Origin of the sequence: Pedobacter steynii, from assembly GCF_900103665.1 — a bacterium.
GTDB classification, from domain to species: Bacteria; Bacteroidota; Bacteroidia; order Sphingobacteriales; family Sphingobacteriaceae; genus Pedobacter; species Pedobacter steynii.
In genome coordinates, this window is record NZ_FNGY01000005.1 from 489,163 (window position 1) to 511,646 (window position 22,484).

The 22,484-nt window shown below is 42.6% G+C and carries 22 protein-coding genes; 5 read left to right on the forward strand and 17 right to left on the reverse strand.

Annotation, left to right across the window (positions count from 1 at the left end):
• Window position 1 precedes the first annotated feature (1 nt).
• Together BLQ87_RS16465 and BLQ87_RS16470 are read left to right on the forward strand one after the other, a co-directional pair.
• Window positions 2–1,057 carry an ABC transporter permease gene (locus tag BLQ87_RS16465; RefSeq protein ID WP_074608764.1) on the forward strand — a complete coding sequence of 352 codons (1,056 nt, stop codon included), beginning with the start codon at window positions 2–4 and terminating at the stop codon, window positions 1,055–1,057.
• Window positions 1,058–1,061: 4 nt separating this feature from the next.
• Window positions 1,062–1,568, forward strand: a complete 507-nt coding sequence (locus tag BLQ87_RS16470) for a shikimate kinase (RefSeq protein ID WP_074608766.1) — start codon at window positions 1,062–1,064, stop codon at window positions 1,566–1,568.
• Here the strand turns inward: BLQ87_RS16470 and BLQ87_RS16475 are convergent.
• Together BLQ87_RS16475 and BLQ87_RS16480 are read right to left on the reverse strand one after the other, a co-directional pair.
• The gene (locus BLQ87_RS16475; protein ID WP_074608768.1) at window positions 1,565–1,963 is read right to left on the reverse strand and encodes an acyl-CoA thioesterase; all 399 of its coding nucleotides are present in this window, start codon (window positions 1,961–1,963) and stop codon (window positions 1,565–1,567) included. The two genes, BLQ87_RS16470 and BLQ87_RS16475, sit on opposite strands and share 4 nt — an antisense overlap.
• 73 nt (window positions 1,964–2,036) lie before the next feature.
• Window positions 2,037–2,486, reverse strand: a complete 450-nt coding sequence (locus BLQ87_RS16480) for a DoxX family protein (RefSeq protein ID WP_074608770.1) — start codon at window positions 2,484–2,486, stop codon at window positions 2,037–2,039.
• 540 nt (window positions 2,487–3,026) lie between these two features.
• Here BLQ87_RS16480 and BLQ87_RS16485 point away from each other — a divergent pair.
• A complete protein-coding gene (locus BLQ87_RS16485; RefSeq protein WP_083361907.1) occupies window positions 3,027–3,743 on the forward strand; it encodes a TetR/AcrR family transcriptional regulator in 717 nt (238 codons plus the stop codon).
• Here BLQ87_RS16485 and BLQ87_RS16490 read toward each other — a convergent pair.
• The 14 genes from BLQ87_RS16490 to BLQ87_RS16560 form a co-directional block, all read right to left on the reverse strand.
• The gene (locus BLQ87_RS16490; protein ID WP_074608772.1) at window positions 3,709–4,509 is read right to left on the reverse strand and encodes a tRNA pseudouridine synthase A; all 801 of its coding nucleotides are present in this window, start codon (window positions 4,507–4,509) and stop codon (window positions 3,709–3,711) included. The genes BLQ87_RS16485 and BLQ87_RS16490 overlap by 35 nt on opposite strands.
• Before the next feature lie 4 nt (window positions 4,510–4,513).
• A complete protein-coding gene (locus tag BLQ87_RS16495; RefSeq protein ID WP_074608774.1) occupies window positions 4,514–6,478 on the reverse strand; it encodes a beta-N-acetylhexosaminidase in 1,965 nt (654 codons plus the stop codon).
• 69 nt (window positions 6,479–6,547) lie between these two features.
• The gene (dacB, locus tag BLQ87_RS16500; protein WP_074609021.1) at window positions 6,548–7,969 is read right to left on the reverse strand and encodes a D-alanyl-D-alanine carboxypeptidase/D-alanyl-D-alanine endopeptidase; all 1,422 of its coding nucleotides are present in this window, start codon (window positions 7,967–7,969) and stop codon (window positions 6,548–6,550) included.
• A gap of 89 nt (window positions 7,970–8,058) precedes the next feature.
• Entirely contained in the window at window positions 8,059–9,048 is a 990-nt protein-coding gene (locus BLQ87_RS16505; RefSeq protein WP_074608776.1) for an aspartate-semialdehyde dehydrogenase, read from the reverse strand.
• Between the two features lie 285 nt (window positions 9,049–9,333).
• Window positions 9,334–10,206, reverse strand: coding sequence for a sugar phosphate isomerase/epimerase family protein (locus tag BLQ87_RS16515; RefSeq protein WP_074608780.1), 873 nt, complete (start codon window positions 10,204–10,206; stop codon window positions 9,334–9,336).
• A 10-nt stretch (window positions 10,207–10,216) separates the two neighbouring features.
• Window positions 10,217–11,098: a hydroxypyruvate isomerase family protein gene (locus tag BLQ87_RS16520; RefSeq protein WP_074608782.1), complete on the reverse strand. Its 882-nt coding sequence runs from the start codon at window positions 11,096–11,098 to the stop codon at window positions 10,217–10,219.
• Window positions 11,098–12,336, reverse strand: a complete 1,239-nt coding sequence (locus BLQ87_RS16525; protein ID WP_074608783.1) for a nucleoside permease — start codon at window positions 12,334–12,336, stop codon at window positions 11,098–11,100. The genes BLQ87_RS16520 and BLQ87_RS16525 overlap by 1 nt, the downstream gene beginning before the upstream one ends.
• Before the next feature lie 33 nt (window positions 12,337–12,369).
• Window positions 12,370–13,059 carry a 3-keto-disaccharide hydrolase gene (locus tag BLQ87_RS16530; protein ID WP_074608787.1) on the reverse strand — a complete coding sequence of 230 codons (690 nt, stop codon included), beginning with the start codon at window positions 13,057–13,059 and terminating at the stop codon, window positions 12,370–12,372.
• 84 nt (window positions 13,060–13,143) lie between these two features.
• On the reverse strand, window positions 13,144–14,589 hold the full coding sequence (locus tag BLQ87_RS16535) for a Gfo/Idh/MocA family protein (RefSeq protein WP_074608791.1): 1,446 nt from the start codon (window positions 14,587–14,589) through the stop codon (window positions 13,144–13,146).
• A 48-nt stretch (window positions 14,590–14,637) separates the two neighbouring features.
• Window positions 14,638–15,027 (reverse strand): c-type cytochrome, encoded by a 390-nt coding sequence (locus tag BLQ87_RS16540; protein WP_074608795.1) that lies wholly within the window; start codon window positions 15,025–15,027, stop codon window positions 14,638–14,640.
• Window positions 15,028–15,044: 17 nt separating this feature from the next.
• Window positions 15,045–16,097 (reverse strand): sugar phosphate isomerase/epimerase family protein, encoded by a 1,053-nt coding sequence (locus BLQ87_RS16545; protein ID WP_074608797.1) that lies wholly within the window; start codon window positions 16,095–16,097, stop codon window positions 15,045–15,047.
• Window positions 16,098–16,102: 5 nt separating this feature from the next.
• Window positions 16,103–17,263, reverse strand: coding sequence for a Gfo/Idh/MocA family protein (locus BLQ87_RS16550; protein WP_074608800.1), 1,161 nt, complete (start codon window positions 17,261–17,263; stop codon window positions 16,103–16,105).
• A gap of 100 nt (window positions 17,264–17,363) precedes the next feature.
• Entirely contained in the window at window positions 17,364–19,067 is a 1,704-nt protein-coding gene (locus BLQ87_RS16555) for a GMC oxidoreductase (protein ID WP_074608804.1), read from the reverse strand.
• Between the two features lie 20 nt (window positions 19,068–19,087).
• Window positions 19,088–19,747 (reverse strand): gluconate 2-dehydrogenase subunit 3 family protein, encoded by a 660-nt coding sequence (locus BLQ87_RS16560; RefSeq protein ID WP_074608806.1) that lies wholly within the window; start codon window positions 19,745–19,747, stop codon window positions 19,088–19,090.
• Between the two features lie 259 nt (window positions 19,748–20,006).
• Between BLQ87_RS16560 and BLQ87_RS16565 the strand changes: the two genes are divergently transcribed.
• Window positions 20,007–20,957, forward strand: a complete 951-nt coding sequence (locus BLQ87_RS16565; RefSeq protein WP_074608809.1) for an NAD-dependent epimerase/dehydratase family protein — start codon at window positions 20,007–20,009, stop codon at window positions 20,955–20,957.
• Between the two features lie 28 nt (window positions 20,958–20,985).
• Window positions 20,986–21,711: a YebC/PmpR family DNA-binding transcriptional regulator gene (locus BLQ87_RS16570; RefSeq protein WP_074608811.1), complete on the forward strand. Its 726-nt coding sequence runs from the start codon at window positions 20,986–20,988 to the stop codon at window positions 21,709–21,711.
• Here the strand turns inward: BLQ87_RS16570 and BLQ87_RS16575 are convergent, their stop codons facing one another.
• A complete protein-coding gene (locus tag BLQ87_RS16575) occupies window positions 21,712–22,476 on the reverse strand; it encodes a carboxylesterase family protein (RefSeq protein WP_245723871.1) in 765 nt (254 codons plus the stop codon).
• Between the last annotated feature and the right edge of the window lie 8 nt (window positions 22,477–22,484).

A 22,484-nucleotide genomic window follows, 5' to 3' on the forward strand; every position in this document is an offset into this window, starting at 1 on the left:
CATGCTACAGTACGCCATCAAGAAGTTTTTATACGGATTAGCGGTCATGGCCGGAGTGGTAAGTGTGGTGTTTGTACTGTTTAATGTATTGCCTGGAGATCCGGCAAGAATGACCATGGGCCAACGGTCCGATGTGCAATCTCTGGAAGCGGTACGTAAAGAATTTGGTCTGGATAAGTCCAGACCAGTTCAGTTTTTCTTATACCTGAACGATCTTTCTCCCCTGAGCATTCATCCTGACAATGAAGAGAACCTGGAGAAATACCATTACCTCAAACTGATTGGTATAGGAAACGAAGCGATTGTCTTGAAATGGCCTTATCTGCGCAGGTCTTATCAGACCAAGAGGGAAGTAACCTCAATTCTAAGAGAAACAGTGCCCAATACTTTTATTCTTGCCTTAACGGCAATGATCTTTGCTACCATCATCGGTGTGTTTCTTGGCGTGCTTTCTGCTGTCCATAAAGATACCTGGATTGATAAAGCAGCAAATTCTTTCGCCATCCTTGGGATTTCTGCACCTTCTTTTTTTGCAGGCATCATTATCGCCTGGTTATTTGGTTTCGTATGGAGTGATTACACCGGATTGAATATGTCGGGCAGCTTATACAGTTATGATCCTTTTAAAGGAGAAATCATGACCTGGAAGAACCTGTGGCTGCCGATGCTTACTTTGGGCTTAAGGCCATTGGCGATTATCGTTCAGCTTACCAGAAGTGCCATGCTGGATGTACTGGCGCAGGATTATATCCGCACGGCCAGGGCGAAAGGTTTGGGAAGAAATGCAATCATCTATAAGCATGCCCTTAAAAATGCCTTAAACCCTGTGATCACTGCCATTTCAGGTTGGTTTGCCTCGCTGCTTGCGGGATCTTTCTTTGTGGAATATATTTTTGGTTACAATGGCTTAGGAAGAACAACAGTGACGGCTTTGGAAATGTCAGATTTTCCGGTGGTAATGGGCTCAATTCTTTTTATTGCTTTTATATTTGTGCTGATCAATATATTGGTGGACGTATTATATGCCTTTGTTGATCCAAGGGTAAAACTCGCTTAAAAGAATGAAGATATTTCTGATTGGATTTATGGGTTGTGGTAAAAGCACTTTGGGAAGAAAGCTGGCCACTAAACTGGGATATGATTTTATTGATATCGATCATCAGATCGAAAAGCAAATCGGCATGTCTATCGGTGCTTATTTTGCCGCCAATGGCGAGGAAGCATTCCGGGCGTTTGAACGTAAAACCTTGCAGGAATTCGATTACCCTTCCAATTGTGTCGTGGCAACAGGTGGGGGAGCGCCTTGTTATTTCGATAATATGGAATGGATCAATAACAATGGAACTTCAGTTTACATCGAAATGTCTGCTACTGCTTTGGCCAGGCATCTGGAAAATGGAAAGGATAAACGCCCTTTGTTAAAAGACATGAATCCCGAGGAAATGATCCATTTTATTGAGCAGAAACTGGAAGAACGCAATCCGTTTTACCTTCAGGCAAGCTTAAAAGTTAATGGAATCAGTCTGACGCCGGACGATCTAAGAGCACTACTCCTGTCTGACGTTTAATTGTCTTCTTTCTCGAACTGCTCCTCGATAAATTTGATGTGAGTTTTATCATGAGCAGCAGGATTGCCATCTTCATCAACGTTTACAAATACCATTTTATCAATGGTCAGGATGCTCTTTCTGGTGATTTTATTTCTCACTTCACAGCGCATGGTTAAGGAAGTGTTGCCAAAATCGGTTGCAGTAATCCCCATTTCTATAATGTCTCCCTGTTTCGCGGAGCTGACAAAGTTAATTTCTGAGATGTATTTCGTTACGACCCTTGGATTGCCCAACTGAACGATGGCATAAATCGCTGCTTCTTCATCGATCCAACGGAGCAGACTCCCGCCAAATAAGCTCCCGTTGGGATTTAAGTCTTCTGGTTTTACCCATTTTCTGGTGTGAAAATTCATAGTACTGATTTTGCTCAAAAATAAGCTTTTAGTACCTATAGAATCTCACAGGGGCGTAATAAAGAAATCGGTTTTATCGTCTCGGTTTCCGCTTCATCTGATGATCCACAGAAAAAGGACCTGATCCGATTACCCAGAACAATACCAATAGCAAGAGTACGATTACGGATAACCATAATTCTGAGTTCAGCATGGAAAATCCTCTGGAGAGGTTGACAAAAAATACCGCGCATAAAAGGATCGGGATCTGTATAACTACTGCAAACCTGGTCAACAGGCCCAGTGTGATCAGTATTCCTCCTACCAGATGTACAAAACCTACGATATGAATGGCCACACTGGCCATCATTCCCGAAAAACCAAATACATTGTTTTCCAGTAACAGGTCCTGGAGAACGGCGGTATTGCTTACGATAGCGATGCCTTTAAAGAAAATAAGTATGCCTAAAACAATGCGGATTACGTCAAGCCATTTGGCATGATGTACATCACCCCAGTGCTCAATTCTCTGAATAACAGTCATGATAAACCTCCTTTTTAAAAATGCTTATTGAAGTTACCGAGAAAAAATGAGATAACCAATAGTTTGTATGGCGACTTTATACTATTGCGGTATTATGTTTCTTTTTCTATATTTATGGGAAAATTATTAGTTCTGAGTAAGTAGAAATATAATTGACCATGTCACCACTTACCTGGATTATCTGATTTATCTTTATATCGCAAAAATTCCCGCTCTCAGATTTATACTATTGAAAAGCTAATGGCATTTATGCGTTTGTGGCCATGCATTGAACGGAACGCATCTAAAAAAAGATTCAATATCCCCCCCTATATTGAATAATCCCTCCTCATGGCGTCTGTTATCAAACGCCATGAGGTTCGTGTTTTTTCTTCCCCAATTTTAATGTGGTGAAGATCAGGGCAGAGGAGGAGCTGCTGAAAAATAATCTCGCAATCGTCGTGTTATTTCCGGTGAAAAATAATTTTTATTCCTAAATTCCCTCAAAAAACGTCGATTTCTTTGAATTGGCGTTGAATAACGCCTCTCCTGGATAATAAAATGGACCTTTCAAGAATTCCCCCTGTTGATATGGCTGAAAATGTAATTGAAAAACCAATAAAAAACCGTCTGCTGACGGAACGTAGACTTATTGATGCCGTAGGATCGATCATCAGAACTCAGGGATATACCGGGCTGGGTGTAAATGCGATTGCAAAAGAAGCAAAGGTGAACAAGAAATTGATCTACCGGTATTTTGACAATGTAGAGCGTCTGATTGAAACGTATGTGATTGAAAAAGATTACTGGCTGTCATTTAACAATAAGATCCTTAGTCAGATAGATCTTAAGGACAAAAAAAACAGCATTATCGACAACTACGTTTCCATCCTGGAAAAGCAATTTGAATTCTTCTGGAATGAGGATGAGATGCAGAAGATCATTTTATGGGAAATTTCCGAAAGTACGGAGCTGCTGGATAGTGTTTGTAAGGTGCGGGAAGAGTATGGGAACGCACTCCTGGCCCTATCAGATTCTTACTTTAAGAATTCTGCAGTGAGTATGCGTGGCGTTTCTGCTTTGCTGGTTTGCGGAATTTATTACGTAGTCCTTCATGCAAAGAAAAACGAAAGCACGATTTGTGGTCTGGATATCAATACAGAAGAAGGCAGGGCCGAAATTCAAAAGTCTTTACGCCACATTATAGAATGGGCTTTTCATGCCGCAAAAACTAAAATTAAACCTAACCGAACTGATCCACCTGATTCTGCAGAATAGCGGAAAATTCTGTTCTCGGCGGCAGGTTCAGGTAAGGATAGGTCACTTTTGATAAGTATAATCCCTGTGGATGGGCAGGTGTGATCAGCAGGGGCGTTTCTTTGCTGATCAGGTAATGCTCAAACTGATCTACGCTTAATTCTCCTTTTCCTATTTTCAGCAATTGTCCCATGATGATCCGGATCATTTTACTCAGAAAGCGGTTCGAAGAAATCTGGAACCGCAGGCGGTCTCCGGAACGGTCCACTGTCAGGCCTGCAGACATTACGTTACAGATCGTATGTTCGTATTTATCAGGACTGGTACAAAAAGGTCGGTAATCTTTGTATTGTGGCAATAGGGCCGCTGCCTGCTGCATTTTGTCAATGTGCAGGTCTTTTAGCAGGTACAAAGCACTCAATCCGTTTAGGAAGGGACTTTTATAGGTATGGATAAAGTAGTCGTAGCAGCGCTGTACGGCGTCAAAGCGGGCATGCTGCATGCCAGACATAGGAATGATGTCAAAAATGGCGATGCTTCCGGGTAAGAGCTTATTTAGCCTGAAAACAAGGTCGAAGTCCCAGGGTTGTTCAATGTCCATGTGGAAGAAGAACTGGCTGGCGTGTACATGCGCATCCGTTCTGCCACAGCCATTGATGAAAACCGGAGTTTTCAGCACCTGGGTTAGGGCCTGTTCCAATACCCCCTGAACATTCAGAATCCCGGGTTGTTTTTGCCATCCATTAAAATGAAGGCCATGATAGCCAATATGTACGAAATACCTCAATGTCCTATTTTCTTGCTCTCTTGTTTAACTCATCTATTGGCATGTTCAGCATTCTTCCTACAGGTTGTTTTCCCTTGTAAGTGATCACTCTTAACATTCCAGCATCTTTTGGTACGGTTAGTTTCTCGGTATACTTCGGATAAAATCGATCCGGGAAGGAATTGTCGAAACTGTAATAGATGTCCAGTCCTTCTACCTCTGTGCTCAATTCAACCAGTAGCTGGCGATCTGCAGATCTGCTGGCCTTAAATATCGGATCGTATACACTTGGGGCATACTTGGTTTCTGCAATGTCCAGTCTTTTGAAATGCTGTTCTACTCTCCCAAAGAAATTATTCCAGTTTTTCTTTTCCCTCGGCGACCATACGGATTCGGCAATCGCCATCCCCCTTGGCCAGGTCATGTACTCTGCCTGTCTGATGTTGTATACCTGCTCTGTCCATAAATTCGCTTGTCCGCCTTTGATGTATTTGGGGTCTACGCCTGCCGGAACAGGATCAAACTCATAGGACTTACTCAAGCGCAACGAGGCATAAACTTTAGGTTCGGTAATGACATCAGCCTGCATGTAATCAAAATAGGCATAGGTCGTAGGGCTCATCACGACATCATGTTTCTTCAGCGCCGCTTCGGTACCATATTTCATGCCTCTCCAGCTCATCACGGCAGCACTTGGCGACATGTCGCCATCCAGGATCTCATCCCAGCCCATGAATTTTTTGCCTTTTGATTCTACGATCCCCTGCACCCGTTTTTCAAAATATCCCTGAACCTGGTGCATGTTTTTTAAACCTTCTTTTTGCATCAGGGACTTAATGGCATCACTTTTCTCCCAGAAGTTGAAGGGAGCTTCATCACCGCCCATATGCAGGTATTCGAAAGGGAAAAGTGCGGCTACCTGTGTAATTACGCTATCTAAAAAACTATATACTTTTTCGTTGGCCGGACAGAGGGTATTGTCTACCAAGGCTGTTGGAGGTGCTCCCCTGGACCAGTCCATAATTCTTTCTCCCGAACGAACGCGATAGTTTTCCGCACCGGGTGTACAGGACAGTTCCGGATAGGATGCAATAGCGGCAAGGCTATGTCCGGGAACATCAATCTCGGGCAGGATGTTTACAAACCTTTCCTGTGCATATTGTACGAGTTCTTTGATGTCTTCCTGAGTATAAAATCCACCGTAGTTACGTGGTTCATCGGCTCCCGGTACACTGAAATTGCCGAATTCTCCGGTTTTTTTAACACTCCAGGCACCAACCTCAGTCAGCTTTGGAAAACCTTTGATCTCTATTCTCCAGCCTTCATCATCTGTAAGGTGTAAATGAAGAACATTGTATTTATAGCGAACCATCGCATTGATGTATTGTTTGACTTCTTCTTTTGTAAAGAAATGACGGGCAACATCAAACATTAAACCTCTCCAGCCTACACGGGGGTAGTCGGTGATGTCTACGCAAGGACTTTTCCAGTCCATATCTTCTACCAGTTCTTTGCCTTCTATCTCTTTCGGAAATAACTGGATAAGGCTTTGTGCGCCATAATATAAGCCTGCTGGTTTATTTGCTTTGATGACAATGTGATTGCTGGTTACCGACAGCTGATAGCCCTCATTTCCTAAAACAGGATTTGCCTTGTCGTTTAATACAAGTTTGATCGTTGGCGTAACACCGGCAGTAGTACTGACTACTGAAACGTAACTCCCTGTAGGAATGGAAAATCTTTCCTGTAGAAACGCAATCACCTGTTTCAGTTCCGGATTTCCGGGCGACTGGATCGTAACATTGGCAGGTAAAACGAAATGACCTTCGTTTTTAACTACAGAAACGGGCTCAGGGATGATGGCGATTTCAGAGGGGATATTGGTTCCGGCAGCTGCTTCGGCCGGATTACCGGATTCAGGAGCGATCGCCTGTGCAAAAGTAAACGTGCTCATCAGGCAGCAGGATAAAAACAGGAAGAATCTTTTCATAGAACTGGCTAACAGTGTATTTCGAATTTTATAAACGGGCGCAATTTATCAATAAAAAGACAAATAATCTTATTTAAGCGCATCCAGCACCTTGAATAACTTCCTGCTGATGCCTGATCCTGAATAATTATTGATGTTAATCACGATGATGTATTTGTTGCCGGATTTGTCGGTATAATATCCCGCATAAGCAGAAACATCGTTGATGCTGCCACTTTTTAGCTTCATGCCGTTGTTTTCCGGAAGCGATTTTAAATAGTCAGGAAACCATTCTTCTTTTTGTGATTGAAAGAGGACACTGGCCATAGCTGTTGCGGTTACCCTGGTTGCAGGAGAGAGGCCGCTGCCATCCATAATGTTCAATGCGCCTTTGTCCAGACCTTTGCCTACCCAGAAGTTGACCTCGGCCTGTGCCCCGTTTTTTGTGGTGGGTAGTTTCCCGGATTTCCAGGCAATGGTCCTGAGCAGGTGCTCTCCGTAGAGATTGATGCTCTTTTTGTTAAACCAATAGACCATCTCGCTTAAAGCAGGAGAGGAGATCGTGAGCAACTTCTGACTAACAACGGGTAAAGCTTGTTGATCAACCGCCAATAGTCTTGCTGTAGTTACTCCTGATTGTGTGCTGATCCCGATTCTTTTCAGGGTGTCCTGTAAACGGAAAGCCGCATCAAATGCAGGATCAGGCAGGGCTGCGGAAACACCGGATTTAGAAATTCCCAGGGCCCAGGTGCCACGCAGGTAAGCGGTATTGCTGTAAGGCGGAAGGTAAGCATAAACATTGTCTCCGGTTCCTTCAGAACCAGCTTTCAGTTCATTTACGATTTTAAGGTAGGGCATTTCAGGAACAACTTTCAGCACAGAGACCTCATTTTCTGCTGATCTGCTGGCTTTAAGATGGATGTCAAACTGATTTTCACGCCAGCTAAGGGCTGAAGGGCCTGCACCATAATAATTCCCGATGTCTTGCCAGATCCAGCCGTCAGGCGTACTCTGACTGCCCCAAAGGCTATCATCACCAATGATTCTGCCTTCTATTTTCTTTATTCCTGCGGCCTGAATGGATTTTAGCCATTGATCAAGTATGCGGGCTTCTTTACTGCTTTCGTACCTCCAGGAGCCGAGGGTAGGATCACCACCACCAATGATCAGCAGGTCGCCTTTTAAAGTTCCGTCTGCAGTAATATTTCCACTATAAGCGAGTGTAGTCTGGTATTGAAAATCTTTGCCAAGTATGCTGAATGCTGTGGCAGAAGTAATGGTCTTTAAAGTTGATGCAGTAGCCAGTCCGAGATTTTCATTCCTGCCGAAAATGGTTTTTCCGGTGTTTGCATCGAGCACACATAAGGCTACGATCCCATACTTTGCCTGAGGATCTGCAATCAAGGTATTGTAGGCCTGTTCCAGCTTTTGTACCGGATTTTGGCTTTGGGCGGATACATACTGCTGAATCAACAGAAAGAATAACAGGAACAGTTTTTTTGCAGTACTCATCGAAATAGCTTTGGATATGAACGAAAAAAGTGATGTACGGATTGCCTTGACCAGCTTTCCATACATCACTTTGTAATTTTATTTAAAGATTAAACCAATCCTTTTTTTACCAGGAATTCAGCGATCTGAACTGCATTCGTTGCTGCACCTTTACGCAGGTTGTCTGCAACGATCCACATGTTTACTGAATTTGGCATAGATTCATCACGTCTGATCCTTCCAACAAATACCTCATCTTTTTCATGAGCATCTTTTGGCATTGGGTATTTCAGGTTGGCAATATCATCTACTACAATGATTCCTTCTGTTTTCTCGAGCAATGCTCTTAGTTCAGCCAGATCAAAATCATTTTCAAACTCAATGTTTACAGATTCTGAGTGACCACCCATTACCGGAATACGTACCGTAGTTGCGGTTAAGCGAATACTGTCGTCACTCATGATTTTGCGGGTCTCATTAATCATTTTCATTTCCTCTTTTGTGTATCCGTTTTCTACGAAAACATCAATCTGAGGAATCACATTTAAGTCGATCGGGTAAGCATAAGCCATAGGGCCGTCGATACCTTTACGCTCGTTCATCATTTGCTCTACTGCCTTTACTCCGGTTCCGGTTACAGACTGGTAAGTAGAAACAACAACACGTTTGATCTTATATTTATCATGTAATGGCTTTAAAGCCACTACCATTTGGATGGTCGAACAGTTTGGGTTTGCAATGATCTTATCATCAATAGATAATTCATGGGCATTTACTTCAGGAACAACAAGCTTCTTCGAAGGGTCCATGCGCCATGCAGATGAATTGTCAATCACGGTAGTGCCTGCCTCAGCGAAACGTGGTGCATGCTCTAAAGAGGTGTTTCCACCAGCAGAGAATAATGCAATATCAGGTCTCATTGAAATTGCAGTATCCATGCTTACAATCGCGTACTTCTTACCCTTAAAAGTGATTTCCTTACCAACACTTTTTTCGGATGCAACCGGAATTAACTCGGTTAACGGGAAGTTACGCTCTTCTAACACTTTTAACATTACGGTACCTACCAGACCGGTGGCGCCTACAACTGCAATTTTCATTTTTTTAAATGGTTTTTTTAATCGTTTTTATTAATTTATATAGTATTCAGTTTTTATAATAAGTTCTTTATTCTCAATGGTCTGAGTAAGACTCAGATTTTTCAAATATGGTGATTTTTTTACGCTTTTTATTCCCCGGGAACTTAAAACTTGCATTTTGATTTGTTTTTGACAGGTGATCCTTACCGGTTTATGTAAAATAAAAGTCCAAATGTGAATTTCCGGATACAAAAAAGGGAAGTGGCTTTATAAACCACTTCCCTTGATACTTTAAGATCTTTATTCTTAAATCAAATCGTGATTTACATGGTCGAAGCTTTTCTTAATGCTGACAAAAGGATCCATGGAGAAGTTTTCCTGCTCTACGATCGCATGTTTCAGCCCTGCCTGCTTGGCATGTTTAAAAATAGATTTAAAGTCGATGCTTCCGCTACCTACTTCCGTATTGATGGAAGGTTTTGCTTTGTCCATGTCCTTCACATGCCACATAGGGAAACGTCCCGGATATTTGTTGAATAAAGCTACAGGATCATTTCCTGATCTCACTACCCAGTATAAGTCCATTTCAAACTTCACGAGGTCTTTATCCGTTTCCTGAAGCATCACTTCATATCCGGTTCCACCATCATATTTTTTGAATTCAAAATCATGGTTGTGGTAAGCAAGCGTTAATCCTGATTTTTTACATATTTCAGCAGCTTCGTTTAAGCGGGCTGCTACTTTTTTATAATCATCAAGGCTGGATCTCAGGTCTTCGCCTAACCACGGTACGGTCAGGTAAGACATGCCGATGCCTTTTGCACCTTCGATATTGATTTTTAAATCGTCCTGGTTGCCATCTTTAATGAAGGCATCTAAACCAAAATGCCCGCTGGGCGCTTTTAATCCGTTTGCTTTCAGAAGATTTTTGAATGCTTTTGGATCTAATCCCCAGTAACCACCTTTTGCAGAATAACCATAGGTTTCCACTTCTTTATAGCCTGCTTTGGCCACTTTCTCAATTACTCCTTTAACATCTTTCCCAATCACATCACGTAAGGTGTACAATTGAAGGCCAACGGGTTTTCCTTTTGCTGCTGCAAAAGCAAACGAAGGGAGTACAATCGCACCTGCTGCGGCAATCCCTACATTTTTTATAAATGTTCTTCTTGAATTCATAGCTTTTAATTTATACGTCACAAATATTTACTGCATCTCTCAGTGATTTGAGCTTATCCTTGTATCGCGGAATAAATTCCTGTGCGAGGTAACCCTTAAAGCCTGTCGCAAGGATGGCTTTAATAATTGCCGGATAAAATAACTCCTGAGTATCGTCTATCTCGTTTCTTCCGGGTACTCCGGCAGTATGGTAATGTGAAATGTACTGATGGTATTTGTTGATATTGGCAATCACATTGCCCTCATCAATCTGCATGTGGTAAATGTCGTACAACAGTTTAAAGTTCTCTGAGCCTAGTCTTTTGGCCAGTTCAGCGCCCCATGCAGTGGTATCGCACTGATAATCTTTATGGTCAACTTTGCTGTTTAACAACTCCATCACCAATACTACATTGTGTTTCTCGGCAATACCGATCACTTGTTTTAACCCTTCCACGCAGTTATTCCATCCGGTTTCGTCATCTTTCCCACGACGATTTCCGCTAAAACAGATCAGCTGTGTGTATCCGGCTTCAGCAACCTTAGGGATCATCTCTGAATAGTTTTTGATCAGGGTAGCGTGAAATTTAGGGTCATTCCAGCCGTCCACAAGGTTGATTTCTGCGCCGTTACACATCGAAGAATACAAACCATGTTTCTTCAGGATATGCCAGTCTGCAGGGCCTACCAGGTCGATTGCTTTCAATCCTATTTTTTTGGCTTCTATACATAAAGCCTCTAATTCCATTCCGCCGAAACACCATCGGCAAACAGAGTGATTTACATTTCCTTTCAATGCCGTTGATTTATAGGGTTCCAATGCAAAGGAGGGTAAGGCTGCGGATACGCCCAATGCGGCAGTTCCGGCAACTATACTTTTCAGTGCAGTTCTCCTGCTTAGTTCTTCGCTCATTATGAATTGATTTGGGCTTCCACTTTCTTTTTATCGGTAAAGAAGAGTGCAAATAATACAAATACAACTAAAGCAATACCGGAAGGAATGATCCAAACCATTTTCCAGTCGAAGGAACCATCGGCAAGTTTGTAGGTATCGGTGATCCATCCTGCAACCATAAACCCAATTAACATCCCTACACCATAGGTAGCCAGGGTAATCAAACCCTGGGCTGAACTTTTATATTTCTCTCCCGCAGCAGAGTTGGTATAGATCTGTCCGGATACAAAGAAGAAGTCATAACAAATTCCATGAAGTGCAATACCCAGGATGAGCATGAAACTTAATTCACTGGCATTTCCATAGGCAAACAGTGCATAACGTACTGCCCAGGCTAGCATACCTACTAAAATGGTTTTCTTAAAGCCAAATCTTGTAAAGAATACCGGTAGAAGCAACAGGAACAGCACTTCGGAAGCCTGCCCAATGGTCATTTTTCCGGTAGCGTTTTCCAGTCCGATATTGGTAAGGAAAGGATTGGCATTCTGATAGTAGAAAGCCAAAGGAATACAGATCAGGATAGAAGAAACAAAGAAAATGGCAAAGTTTTTATCTTTCAGCAATTTTAAAGCATCTAGTCCTAAAATGTCAGATATTTTCACTTTTTCACCTGCCGCTACTTTAGGCGGTGTTTTTGGCAAAGCAAAACTGAAAAGTCCCAGTACCAGTGAACCTATGCCAGCCATCAAAAAGGTGTTTTTCAACAGACCTTCGGCCACATTTTCTTTTTGATCCCAGTGGAAGATATAGCTGATCATTAAACCCGCAGCAATCCATCCGATTGTTCCCCATACCCTGATGGTTGAGAATTCTTTTTCCGGATCTTTCATCTGGTTAAAAGAAACAGAATTTACCAAAGCAAGCGTTGGCATGAACAGGATCATATAGCCCAGGACATATGGATAAAATACATTGATGTCTGTGGCATTGTACATCTGATACATCAGCAGCGCACCAACAAGGTGTAATACGCCGAGAATTTTCTCTGCATTAAAGTAGCGGTCAGCGATCAGTCCAATGATGAAAGGGGCAATGATTGCTCCCCAGGATTGGGTGGAGAAGACCGATCCTGTCTGGCCTCCGTTAGCACTAAGGTTACTTCCAAGGAAGGTACCCAGTGTCACAAACCATGAGCCCCAGATAAAGAATTCCAGGAACATCATAGATGACAATTTGATGCGGTTGTTTAGGTTCATTTTTGGTTAGTTATATCTCGTTTTGTTTATCAATTATAGTTCTTTAATCATAATATTGCGGTACCAGACCTCATTACCATGATCCTGAAGGGCAATCTTTCCTGATTTGAAAGTTGCAAAACCTTCCCATCCGGCAAATTTACTTCCTGCAATTAAAGCTTTAAACTGATCATCCCAAAGGGTGGTGCTCACTATTTTAACGCCATTTAATTTAAGTTCCAGCTTGCCGTTTTTGCTGATGATCTCAGCAGTGTTCCATTCTCCTACAGGTTTTACCGGCTCTGAACTGCTTTTAATCAGGTCATAAAGGTCTCCTGAGCGGTGTTTGGTAATCTTTCCGTCCGGATGGCCATCATTGTCCAATACCTGCATCTCTAAACCTGTGCTATAAGTATTGGAATATTTAGCCTTTTCTTCATTGATATAGAAAATGATTCCGCTATTTGCTTTTGGGGCAACTTTCCAGTCGATTTTAAGGTGGAAATTGCTGTATTCCTTATCGGTAACAAGATCTCCACCACCTTCTCTTCCTGATTTAGGAACAAAATGAAGCGTGCCATCTTCTACCTGCCATTTACTACCTGCTGTCGCCTGGCCATAGGTATGCCATCCTGTTGTAGATTTACCGTCGAATAGTTTTGTAAATCCTTTTTTGCCAGATTGCGCTGCTGCAGATCCGATGACCGCAGTTAAGAACATGGCTGAGAAAATATATTTTTTCATCTATTTGTTTTTATTTGTCAATGGAGCCTTTGATTATTTTAATGATCAAAGGCTCCTAATTTTATCTTTTAACTGAAATCAGAATTACCACCCTTTGCGGTATTCGCGTTGAACGTATTGATTTACCGCATCGAAATTGGTGACTCTCATTTTGTCATTATCCCAAAGTAATTTGATGTTTCTGCCAGGGAAACTTGCCCTGCCTTTATCATTTTTCAATTGGATATCAGTTGCTCTGATCGCCAGATTGGCCATCAATAAAGCTTCCGTTAAAGGGCCTGCAATCTCAAAAGGAGAACTAAGTTCTTTCTTGCCATATCCGGCAATGCAAGCTTCTACCCATTGTGCATAGTGTCCGTCTGCGCCACCTTTAACTCTTGCCAGACTTTCAGGAACCCTGATGTCCTTGTTTTTGCTCAATGGCAAGAGGCGGGGATCTGCACTATAGGTACTGGCCATCATTTTACCTTTGGTGCCAATAAATAAAGTTCCGTTTCCACCATCACCAAAAACTTCGTTTGCTTCCAGTTCTTCAGGTCTTTCCGGCTGAATACCGCCGTCCATCCAGTGAACCACTACATCACCTTTGGTTTTATTCGTTTTCGGAAATTTTAAGGTCACGTGGCTTGATGGCGGACAACTGTCAGGGAAATAGCCCCTTTTGAATTCATCCACATATACAGAGCCAACACTGGCCTGAACTTCCGAAGCATATTTCAGGTTCAGCATGCTGAAAGGAGCCTCTAACAAATGGCATCCCATATCTCCCAATGCGCCTGTTCCGTAATCCCACCAGCCTCTCCAGTTGAACGGAACCAGTTTTTCTACATAATCTTTATAAGGGGCAGTACCCAACCATAAATTCCAGTCCAGATCACTTGGCACTTGTGCTTTGTTTGCCGACCATGGTACGCCCTGAGGCCATACTGGTCTGTCTGTCCAGGCATATACGGTATGTACATCACCAATTAAACCTGCATCATACCATTCCTTCATCTGCCTTGGTCCATCATTAGATGCACCCTGGTTTCCCATTTGCGTCACTACTTTATATTTTGAAGCTGCTGCGGTTAATGCACGGGCTTCATAAATGTCGTGGGTTAATGGTTTTTGAACGTATACATGTTTCCCCAGTTGCATCGCCGCTAATGCCTGTATGGCATGGCTATGATCCGGAGTAGAAACCGACACTGCATCAAAGTTCTTGGATTCTTTGTCGAACAGCTCACGGTAATCCCTGTAGTATTTTGCTTTTGGGAAGGCCTTTACACTGGCAGCAGCCCTGGAGTCGTGTACATCACAAAGGAAGCCGATTTCGGCTTTACCGCTTTTGTAAAAATTAGCAATGTCCGACTGCCCTTTACCTCCGGCGCCAATCCCTGCAATAATCAGGCGGTCACTCGGTGCGGTAAATCCTCTTCCGCCTAAAACATGACGGGGAACGATCATAAATGCAGTAGCTGCAACGGCAGCAGTCTTAAGGAAACTCCGTCTCGACGTCGCGTCCTGGTTCTTGTTGGTTTCTTCCATGGTTTACAGGTGGTTCTGTGGTTTATAGGTTGGTGCTGTGGTTCAGGGTTATTTTTTCAATGAAAGAATATATCTTACCATTTCTTTGGCATCATCCTTAGAAAGGCTGGCATGTGGCGTCATTGGAACTTCTCCCCAAACACCTTTACCACCAGCAATGATCTTTCCTGCCAATAATTCAATGGTTTCATCATTCAAGCTGTATTTGGCTGCGATCTCTTCGTAGGTTGGGCCAATTACTTTTGTTACTTTATTGTGGCATCCGATACAATCTGCGGTAGCGATCAGTCTTTCTCCAGGGTGTTTTTCTGTGGAGGCAGTGCTTGCAGCAGGTGTACTCTCAGTTGTTGAGGCGTTGTTTGTTGCATTTGATTCCGGACTTCCGCAAGAAGCTAAAGCAAGAATAAAGCAGGCAAGGATAAATAGTGTGTGTTTCATTTTGTGTTGTATTAATATTATAGACCTAAAATTTTATTGTTGAAATCATCGTTTCCACCGGAAGCGGCAAAATCGTCAAAAGCCCTTTCAGTTACTTTAATGATGTTTTTGCTGATCAGTTCTGCGCCTTCTTTTGCACCAACCTGAGCATCTTTAATCGGGCATTCCCATTCCATTACTGCCCATCCCTGGTAATCATATTGTGCCAATTTACTGAAAATGGTTTTAAAATCCACCTGACCATCGCCTGGTGAGCGGTATCTTCCTGCACGGTTGGCCCAGCTTTGGTATCCACCAAAAGTTCCTTGTTTTCCTGTAGGGTTGAACTCAGAATCCTTCACATGGAAAGCTTTGATGCGCTCATGGTAGAAATCGATATATTGAATGTAGTCCAGTTGCTGTAATATAAAATGTGAGGGATCGTATAGCAAACAGGCACGGGGATGGTTGTTTACTTTTTCCAGGAACATCTCGTAAGTGATGCCATCGAAGAGATCTTCTCCGGGGTGAATCTCATAACATACATCCACACCACAGTTGTCGAACTCATTCAGAATCGGGGTCCACCTTTTGGCAAGCTCGGTAAAGGCAGCGTCTACCAAACCTTCCGGGCGTTGTGGCCAGGGGTGGAACATGTGCCAAAGCAGGGAACCACTAAATGTAGCATGTGCATTTAGTCCCAGGTTTTGTGAAGCTTTCGCCGCATATTTTAATTGCTGAACTGCCCATTTGGTGCGTTCAGCAGGGTTGTTCTTGTATTGATCAGGAGCAAATGCATCAAAAGCGAGATCATAAGCAGGGTTTACCGCAACCAGTTGTCCCTGAAGGTGGGTAGAGAGTTCTGTAATCTCTAATCCATGTGACTGTACTTTACCTTTTAACTCATCCGCATAGGTTTTACTCTCTGCCGCCTTTTGAAGGTCGATAAAACGGGAATCAAGTGTCGGCATCTGAATGCCTTTAAAACCTAATCCTGCCGCCCATTCACAAATGGCATCTAGGGAATTGAAAGGGGCTTCATCTCCAATAAACTGGGCAATAAAAACTCCGGGTCCTTTAATTGTTGTCATGATGTTTATATGTTAAAATCAAACCACTTTTGATCAGAGGCTGAGGAAGCCACTACATTTTCAATAAATGCCATTCCTCTTACACCATCTTCTACTTTAGGGAAGTCGAGCATTGCAGCAGTTGGTTCTTCACCTTTACTGATTGCTCCTATTGTTAACGCAAAGTTTCTGTAAATATTTGCAAAAGCTTCCAGGTAACCTTCCGGATGTCCTCCCGGAACACGGGTATTGTGTTTGGCAATGTCAGACAGGTAAGCCTGTCCAGCACGATAGATTTGTGCCGGCTGATCCAGCCATTTTACGATTAAGGTATTCGGTTCCATCTGGTGCCATTCCAGGCCTCCTTTTTCTCCGTAAATTTTGATTTTTAGTGCATTTTCTTCTCCGGCAGCAATCTGCGAAGCAATCAGAACACCGTTGGCGCCATTGTCGAACTTCAACAATACGTTGCCATCGTCGTCTAATCCACGACCAGGAACTACGATATTTAAATCTGCACAAAGTTTGGTGATCTTTAATCCGGAGATGTATTCTGCCAGTTGGGCAGCATGTGTACCGATATCTCCCATACAACCACTTTTACCGCTTTTCTTTGGGTCTGTACGCCAGGCGGCACCTGCGTTGCCTTCTCTTTCAGTCAACGTACTCAGCCATCCCTGTGGATATTCGACCATTATTTTTCTAATGGCTCCGATTTTTCCTTCTTTCACCATTTCCCTGGCTTGTTTTACCATTGGATAACCTGAATAGGTATGGGTAAGACAAAGGACCAGTCCTGTTTCTTCAACTTTTTGCTGCAGTTGTTTTGCCTCTTCCAGGGACAAGGCAATAGGTTTCTCGATTACGACATTAAAGCCATGGTCAAGCGCCATCATTGCAGGCGCAAAGTGAGCGAAATTAGGGGTCACGATGGTGACGAAGTCTATGCGTTTATCTGCGGGCAGCTGACTTTCTTTTTCGATCATCTCCTGGTAATTCTCATAGATTCTGTCATCATCCAGGAAAAGTTCCTTTCCGGATTGTCTGCCTACTTCAGGATTTACACTTAAAGCTCCACAGCAAAACTCAACCTGACCATCTATGTTTGCTGCAATGCGGTGAACGGCGCCGATAAATGCGTCTTTACCTCCACCGATCATACCCATTCTCATCTTTCTGTTGTTCATCAGAATATTTTTTTTATTGTTTTTAATATACCTAAACCGACTTAGCGGGGGCTTAAATATAAAACCTGCATGCCAGTTTTACAAGCATGCAGGTTTAGTTTTAAAGATTTCCTTTTTTAAGTTCATTAACTGCAAAATCACATGCTCTTGCGGTCAGCGCCATATAGGTTAATGATGGATTCTGACAAGCTGCAGAAGGCATACATGAACCGTCTGTTACGAATACGTTTTTCACTTCATGCATCTGGTTGAATTTATTCAACACAGAAGTTTTAGGATCATGTCCCATACGGGCGGTACCCATTTCATGGATGGCCATTCCCGGAGTAGAACCGTTATCATAAGTATGTACGTCTTTGATTCCTGCGGCTTCCAGCATTTCGGCAGCATCGTTCATCATGTCTACGCGCATTTTTTGCTCGTTGTCTTTGAATTCACAATCAATTGCCAGAACTGGTTGTCCCCATTTGTCTTTTTTGCTTTTATCAATGTAAACGCGGTTTTCATGATATGGAAGAGATTCTCCGAAACCACCCAAGCCCATGTTCCATGCACCCGGAACGGTCATCTGGTCTTTGAAATCACCCCCAAAAGCAAGTTCTGCTACATCCGCATGCCAGTTTCCGCGACCTGCACCACCCTGGTATCCAAAGCCCCTTACATAATCACGTTTGTCGTTGCCAATGTTTCTGTATCTCGGAATATAGATTCCGTTTGCCCTTCTTCCGAAGGTGTATTTATCGTCAAAACCTTCTGCTCTTCCTGAAGCACCGCAACGGAAATGGTGGTCCATCAGGTTATGTCCCAATTCGCCGCTTCCATTACCTAATCCATTAGGGAAGATGTCTGAAGTAGAGTTTAGCAATAAGAAAGTAGAGCCTAAAGTTGATCCGTTAACGAATACAATTTTGGCATAATACTCAATCGTTTCCTTAGTTTCGGAATCGATCACGACTACTCCTTTTGCTTTTTGTGTTTCTTTATCGTAGATGATGGTATTTACCAGGGAGAAAGGACGAAGGGTTAAATTACCTGTCGCCACTGCTGCCGGAAGGGTAGAAGACTGGGTGCTGAAATAAGCGCCAAAAGGACATCCCCTGCTACACAGGTTACGGTATTGGCATTTACCCCTTCCGCCATGTTCCACCGTTAAATTTGCCGTACGGCCGATGGTCATGATTCTGGACTTTTTCCATTTGTCTTCAATTCTTTTCTTCACATCTTTTTCCACACAGTTCATCTCCATTGGTGGAAGGAACTGTCCGTCAGGGAAGTGAGGATAGTTTTCTGCCTGCCCGCTGATTCCTGCAAATTTCTCTACATAATCGTACCATGGGGCAATGTCTTTATATCTGATCGGCCAGTCTACACCGTGTCCGTCTTTTGCATTGTCTTCAAAATTCAGGTCACTCAAGCGGTAACTCTGACGGCCCCACATCAATGATTTACCACCTACATGGAAACCACGGTACCAGTCAAAACGTTTCACTTCTGTATAAGGACAGTCGTGGTCATTTACCCAGAAGCTTTCATTGTATTCCTGATAAGGATAATCTCTGATCTGAACCGGATGGGTATCCTTTTGCGCTTCTGTTAACCTTCCGCGGTGTTCGAATTCCCAAGGCTTTTTCATGGCCGTGGTATAGTCTTTTATGTGTTCAACGTTTCTTCCTCTTTCCAGAAGTAAAACTTTCAAACCTTTTTCTGTCAATTCTTTTGCAGCCCAGCCGCCACTGATTCCTGATCCTACAACGATCGCATCATAAGTATTCTGCGCCGTTGCCTTTGTATTTAAATTGCTCATTGTCTAATTTTATAAAAGATTTATGCCCAAACTTTTTGACCTGGTTTTAAGTCCACACAGCCGTCATAACGGCCAGGGATTTCTACATAGGCCAAGGCCTTGGTAGCACCGATCTCTGAGGTGAAATAACCCAATAAGGTTAAATCCCTGATGATTGCAAAGAACTGAGGAGCCGTTTTAGGCTTGTCCTTAGGGGTCATTGCATTCCCGGGAGCTTCTTTTTCAGACTTTTTCTGAACAACATTTTCCTGTTGTTTCTCTAATGCATCTTTTTCCACCTTGCTTGCTGCAATGGTTGCTTCACGAACTTTGTTTAAAAGTTCCTGACGCTGTGCTACAGAAATTTCAAGGAATGATTTTTTAAAGGTGTCTTTTGATTGTTTTTCCAGATCTTCAAGACCCTTGGTGAATGCTTTTTGAGCATCTGAAGGGTAGCAATCTTTGACCATCATGGCGATAAATGGTCCTACTCCAGCTTCTTTAGCCCCAGGTGTGCTTGTGGTTGGGATAATGATGTCTGCTACTTCGGTAATTAGTTTTTCCTGATCTGCGGAAAATAAACTACCGGCAGTTGATGTGGATGGTGAATTGCAACTCTCTAAAAATACTCCGATCGTAGTTGCGGATAATGCTGCCCCCATTAAAAAGGCAACACTCTTCACTGCTTCTCTTCTGTCCATATTAGGCGGTTTAGGTGTTTATATGTGGTTATAAGTGTGTTTTGTTTTGTAATAATAAGCAAAAATTAACAGTTAGTGTTATAAATACACAGTATTTATAAATATATAATGTTTTTGTTACTTAATCAATTTCCTGTGCAATTCTTTGGAGGGATCGAAGGGAGGGAGAAAGGAATTATCAGGGAGATGCATGATAAATCATAAACATTTTATATAGGTTTGTTACGTTTTTTTAACTTTGTCAAAATCCAAATAATTCATGATTGAGAAAATATTAGTATTGGGCTCTAACGGTCAGATCGGCACTGAACTTGTAACCGCCTTACGTAAGAGCTATGGTGAGAGTAATGTAGTGGCCTGTGACATTCGCAGACCTGATTATGACATCAAGAACTCAGGACCATTTGAGTTTGTGAACGTGCTTGAAAAAGACATTCTGAACAACATTTTTCAGAAGTATAAGCCTACACAGGTTTATTTGCTGGCGGCATTGTTGTCGGCCACAGGGGAACAGAATCCTAAACTGGCCTGGGACCTGAACATGAATGGTTTGCTTAATATTTTAGATCTGGCCATCACTTATAAAACGGCTAAGGTATACTGGCCAAGTTCAATTGCAGTATTTGGGCCAAACTCGCCTAAAGATGCAACACCTCAGTATTGTGTGATGGATCCGAATACGGTGTATGGAATCAGTAAACTGGCTGGCGAACGCTGGTGTGAATATTATAACCAGAAATTTGGCCTGGATGTCCGCAGTATCCGTTATCCTGGATTGATCAGCTGGAAAGCTGCTCCGGGTGGAGGAACAACAGATTACGCCATTCATATTTTCCATGATGCCTTAACCAAAGGAAGTTATGCTTCGTTCTTAAATGCGGAAACGGAATTGCCAATGATGTATATGGACGATGCCATCCGTGGAACAATCCAGTTAATGGATGCAGAATCGAGTAAAATATCTATCCGTTCCAGTTATAATTTTGGTGGGGTAAGTTTTACACCGGAGGTTTTAGCAGCCGAAATCAGGAAACATATTCCGGATTTTACCTTAACTTACAAAGACAATGATCCACGTCAGGCGATCGCGAACAGCTGGCCGCGTTCTATCGACGACAGCTTTGCTCAGAAAGACTGGGGGTGGAAACCGGAGTTTGACTTGTCGAAAATGACGGTAGATATGTTGAAAAACTTACAGAGTAATCATTAATAAGGGGGATCCTTAAATAAAATATACAATGGGAAGAGCATTTGAATTTAGAAAAGAGCGAAAATTTAAGCGTTGGGCTAAAATGGCGGTTCAATTTACCAGGATAGGTAAAGAGATTGTAATGGCCGTTAAAGATGGTGGTCCTTCACCAGATACAAACTCCCGCTTACGTACCGCGATCCAGAATTCGAAGGCAGTAAATATGCCTAAGGATAGGGTGGATGCTGCCATTAAAAGAGCATCGAATAAGGATGAAAACGGTTATGAAGAGTTTGTTTACGAAGGTTATGCACAACATGGTGTAGCCATTCTGATCGAAACAGCTACAGATAATACCAACAGAACTGTGGCGAATGTGCGCAGTTACTTCAATAAAACAGGTGGTACTTTAGGTAAAACAGGATCTCTGGATTTTATTTTCAGCCGCAAATCTATCTTTCGTTTCTTACCTGGAGAAAAAGACCTGGAAGAACTGGAATTTGAATTGATTGATGCCGGTTTAGAAGAATTGTACCTGGAAGCAGATGAAGAAGGAAACGACATTGCAGTAGTACAAACTGCTTTTGAAGACTTCGGAAAAATGCAGAAGGCTTTAGAAGATACAGGTCTGGAAATGAAAAGTGCAAAATTAGAGCGCATCTCTCAGTCTACTACTCCTATTACAGAAGAGCAGGCAGTAGATGTATTTAAATTAATTGATAAACTGGAAGAGGACGATGATGTTCAGGCTGTTTATCACAATATGGCAGACTAGCTAACGCTGGTTCTGATTAGAAAATAACCAGGGCAATAGTTTGGGATCTGCAAATGCAGTGTCCCAACTGTTGTGATTGGCATTAGGATACAAAGTAAGCTTCGGTACCTTCCCTAAAACCTTAAGCTGATCCGCAATGATGGTAGAATGAACTACCGGTACCACATCATCTTTCTCCCCATGAAAGATCCAGAGGGGAACATCTTTGTATTTCTGAACATTTGCTACGTTATCACCTCCGCAGATGGCAAAAGCTGCTGCAAAAAGTTTCTTTTTTCGTCTCAATAACTCATAAGTTCCCATTGCACCCATTGATAAACCCGCAATATATACGCGCTTTTGGTCTACAAAAGGTTTATCCAGGAAGTTATCAATCATGCCCAATAAGGCATGCATGGCCTTGGTTGGCTTTCCTCTTTTTTGAAAATTAAAGGAACGTTTGCCTTGTGGATCTGTACCGAATTCTACGTTTGCCCAAAAGCTATTTTCTGCACATTGTGGAAAAACGATAATGGCAGGGAACTGTTTACGGACGTCCTCTTTAAGGAATAGTTTTGCACCATGTGTCAATTGCTTCTGATTGTCATTGCCTCTTTCTCCGCTTCCATGTAAAAAGAACAGGATGGGGTATTGTTTGGTAGCATCAAAATTCTGAGGAAACAAGATGCGGTAGTAAATGCTGTCTTTTCCTTTAATAAAGCTTCCTTTATCAAATTTTTTCAAATCCTGGGCTTTAGTACCCATGCCACAGATGAGCAGTAACATCGAAATAA

Coding starts and splice junctions, on each gene's coding strand:
- BLQ87_RS16465 (WP_074608764.1), top strand. CDS start 2: ATGCTACAGTACGCCATCAAGAAGTTTTTATACGGATTAGCGGTCATG.
- BLQ87_RS16470 (WP_074608766.1), top strand. CDS start 1,062: ATGAAGATATTTCTGATTGGATTTATGGGTTGTGGTAAAAGCACTTTG.
- BLQ87_RS16475 (WP_074608768.1), bottom strand. CDS start 1,963: ATGAATTTTCACACCAGAAAATGGGTAAAACCAGAAGACTTAAATCCC.
- BLQ87_RS16480 (WP_074608770.1), bottom strand. CDS start 2,486: ATGACTGTTATTCAGAGAATTGAGCACTGGGGTGATGTACATCATGCC.
- BLQ87_RS16485 (WP_083361907.1), top strand. CDS start 3,027: ATGGACCTTTCAAGAATTCCCCCTGTTGATATGGCTGAAAATGTAATT.
- BLQ87_RS16495 (WP_074608774.1), bottom strand. CDS start 6,478: ATGAAAAGATTCTTCCTGTTTTTATCCTGCTGCCTGATGAGCACGTTT.
- dacB (WP_074609021.1), bottom strand. CDS start 7,969: ATGAGTACTGCAAAAAAACTGTTCCTGTTATTCTTTCTGTTGATTCAG.
- BLQ87_RS16505 (WP_074608776.1), bottom strand. CDS start 9,048: ATGAAAATTGCAGTTGTAGGCGCCACCGGTCTGGTAGGTACCGTAATG.
- BLQ87_RS16515 (WP_074608780.1), bottom strand. CDS start 10,206: ATGAATTCAAGAAGAACATTTATAAAAAATGTAGGGATTGCCGCAGCA.
- BLQ87_RS16520 (WP_074608782.1), bottom strand. CDS start 11,098: ATGAGCGAAGAACTAAGCAGGAGAACTGCACTGAAAAGTATAGTTGCC.
- BLQ87_RS16525 (WP_074608783.1), bottom strand. CDS start 12,336: ATGAACCTAAACAACCGCATCAAATTGTCATCTATGATGTTCCTGGAA.
- BLQ87_RS16530 (WP_074608787.1), bottom strand. CDS start 13,059: ATGAAAAAATATATTTTCTCAGCCATGTTCTTAACTGCGGTCATCGGA.
- BLQ87_RS16535 (WP_074608791.1), bottom strand. CDS start 14,589: ATGGAAGAAACCAACAAGAACCAGGACGCGACGTCGAGACGGAGTTTC.
- BLQ87_RS16540 (WP_074608795.1), bottom strand. CDS start 15,027: ATGAAACACACACTATTTATCCTTGCCTGCTTTATTCTTGCTTTAGCT.
- BLQ87_RS16545 (WP_074608797.1), bottom strand. CDS start 16,097: ATGACAACAATTAAAGGACCCGGAGTTTTTATTGCCCAGTTTATTGGA.
- BLQ87_RS16550 (WP_074608800.1), bottom strand. CDS start 17,263: ATGAACAACAGAAAGATGAGAATGGGTATGATCGGTGGAGGTAAAGAC.
- BLQ87_RS16555 (WP_074608804.1), bottom strand. CDS start 19,067: ATGAGCAATTTAAATACAAAGGCAACGGCGCAGAATACTTATGATGCG.
- BLQ87_RS16560 (WP_074608806.1), bottom strand. CDS start 19,747: ATGGACAGAAGAGAAGCAGTGAAGAGTGTTGCCTTTTTAATGGGGGCA.
- BLQ87_RS16565 (WP_074608809.1), top strand. CDS start 20,007: ATGATTGAGAAAATATTAGTATTGGGCTCTAACGGTCAGATCGGCACT.
- BLQ87_RS16570 (WP_074608811.1), top strand. CDS start 20,986: ATGGGAAGAGCATTTGAATTTAGAAAAGAGCGAAAATTTAAGCGTTGG.
- BLQ87_RS16575 (WP_245723871.1), bottom strand. CDS start 22,476: ATGTTACTGCTCATCTGTGGCATGGGTACTAAAGCCCAGGATTTGAAA.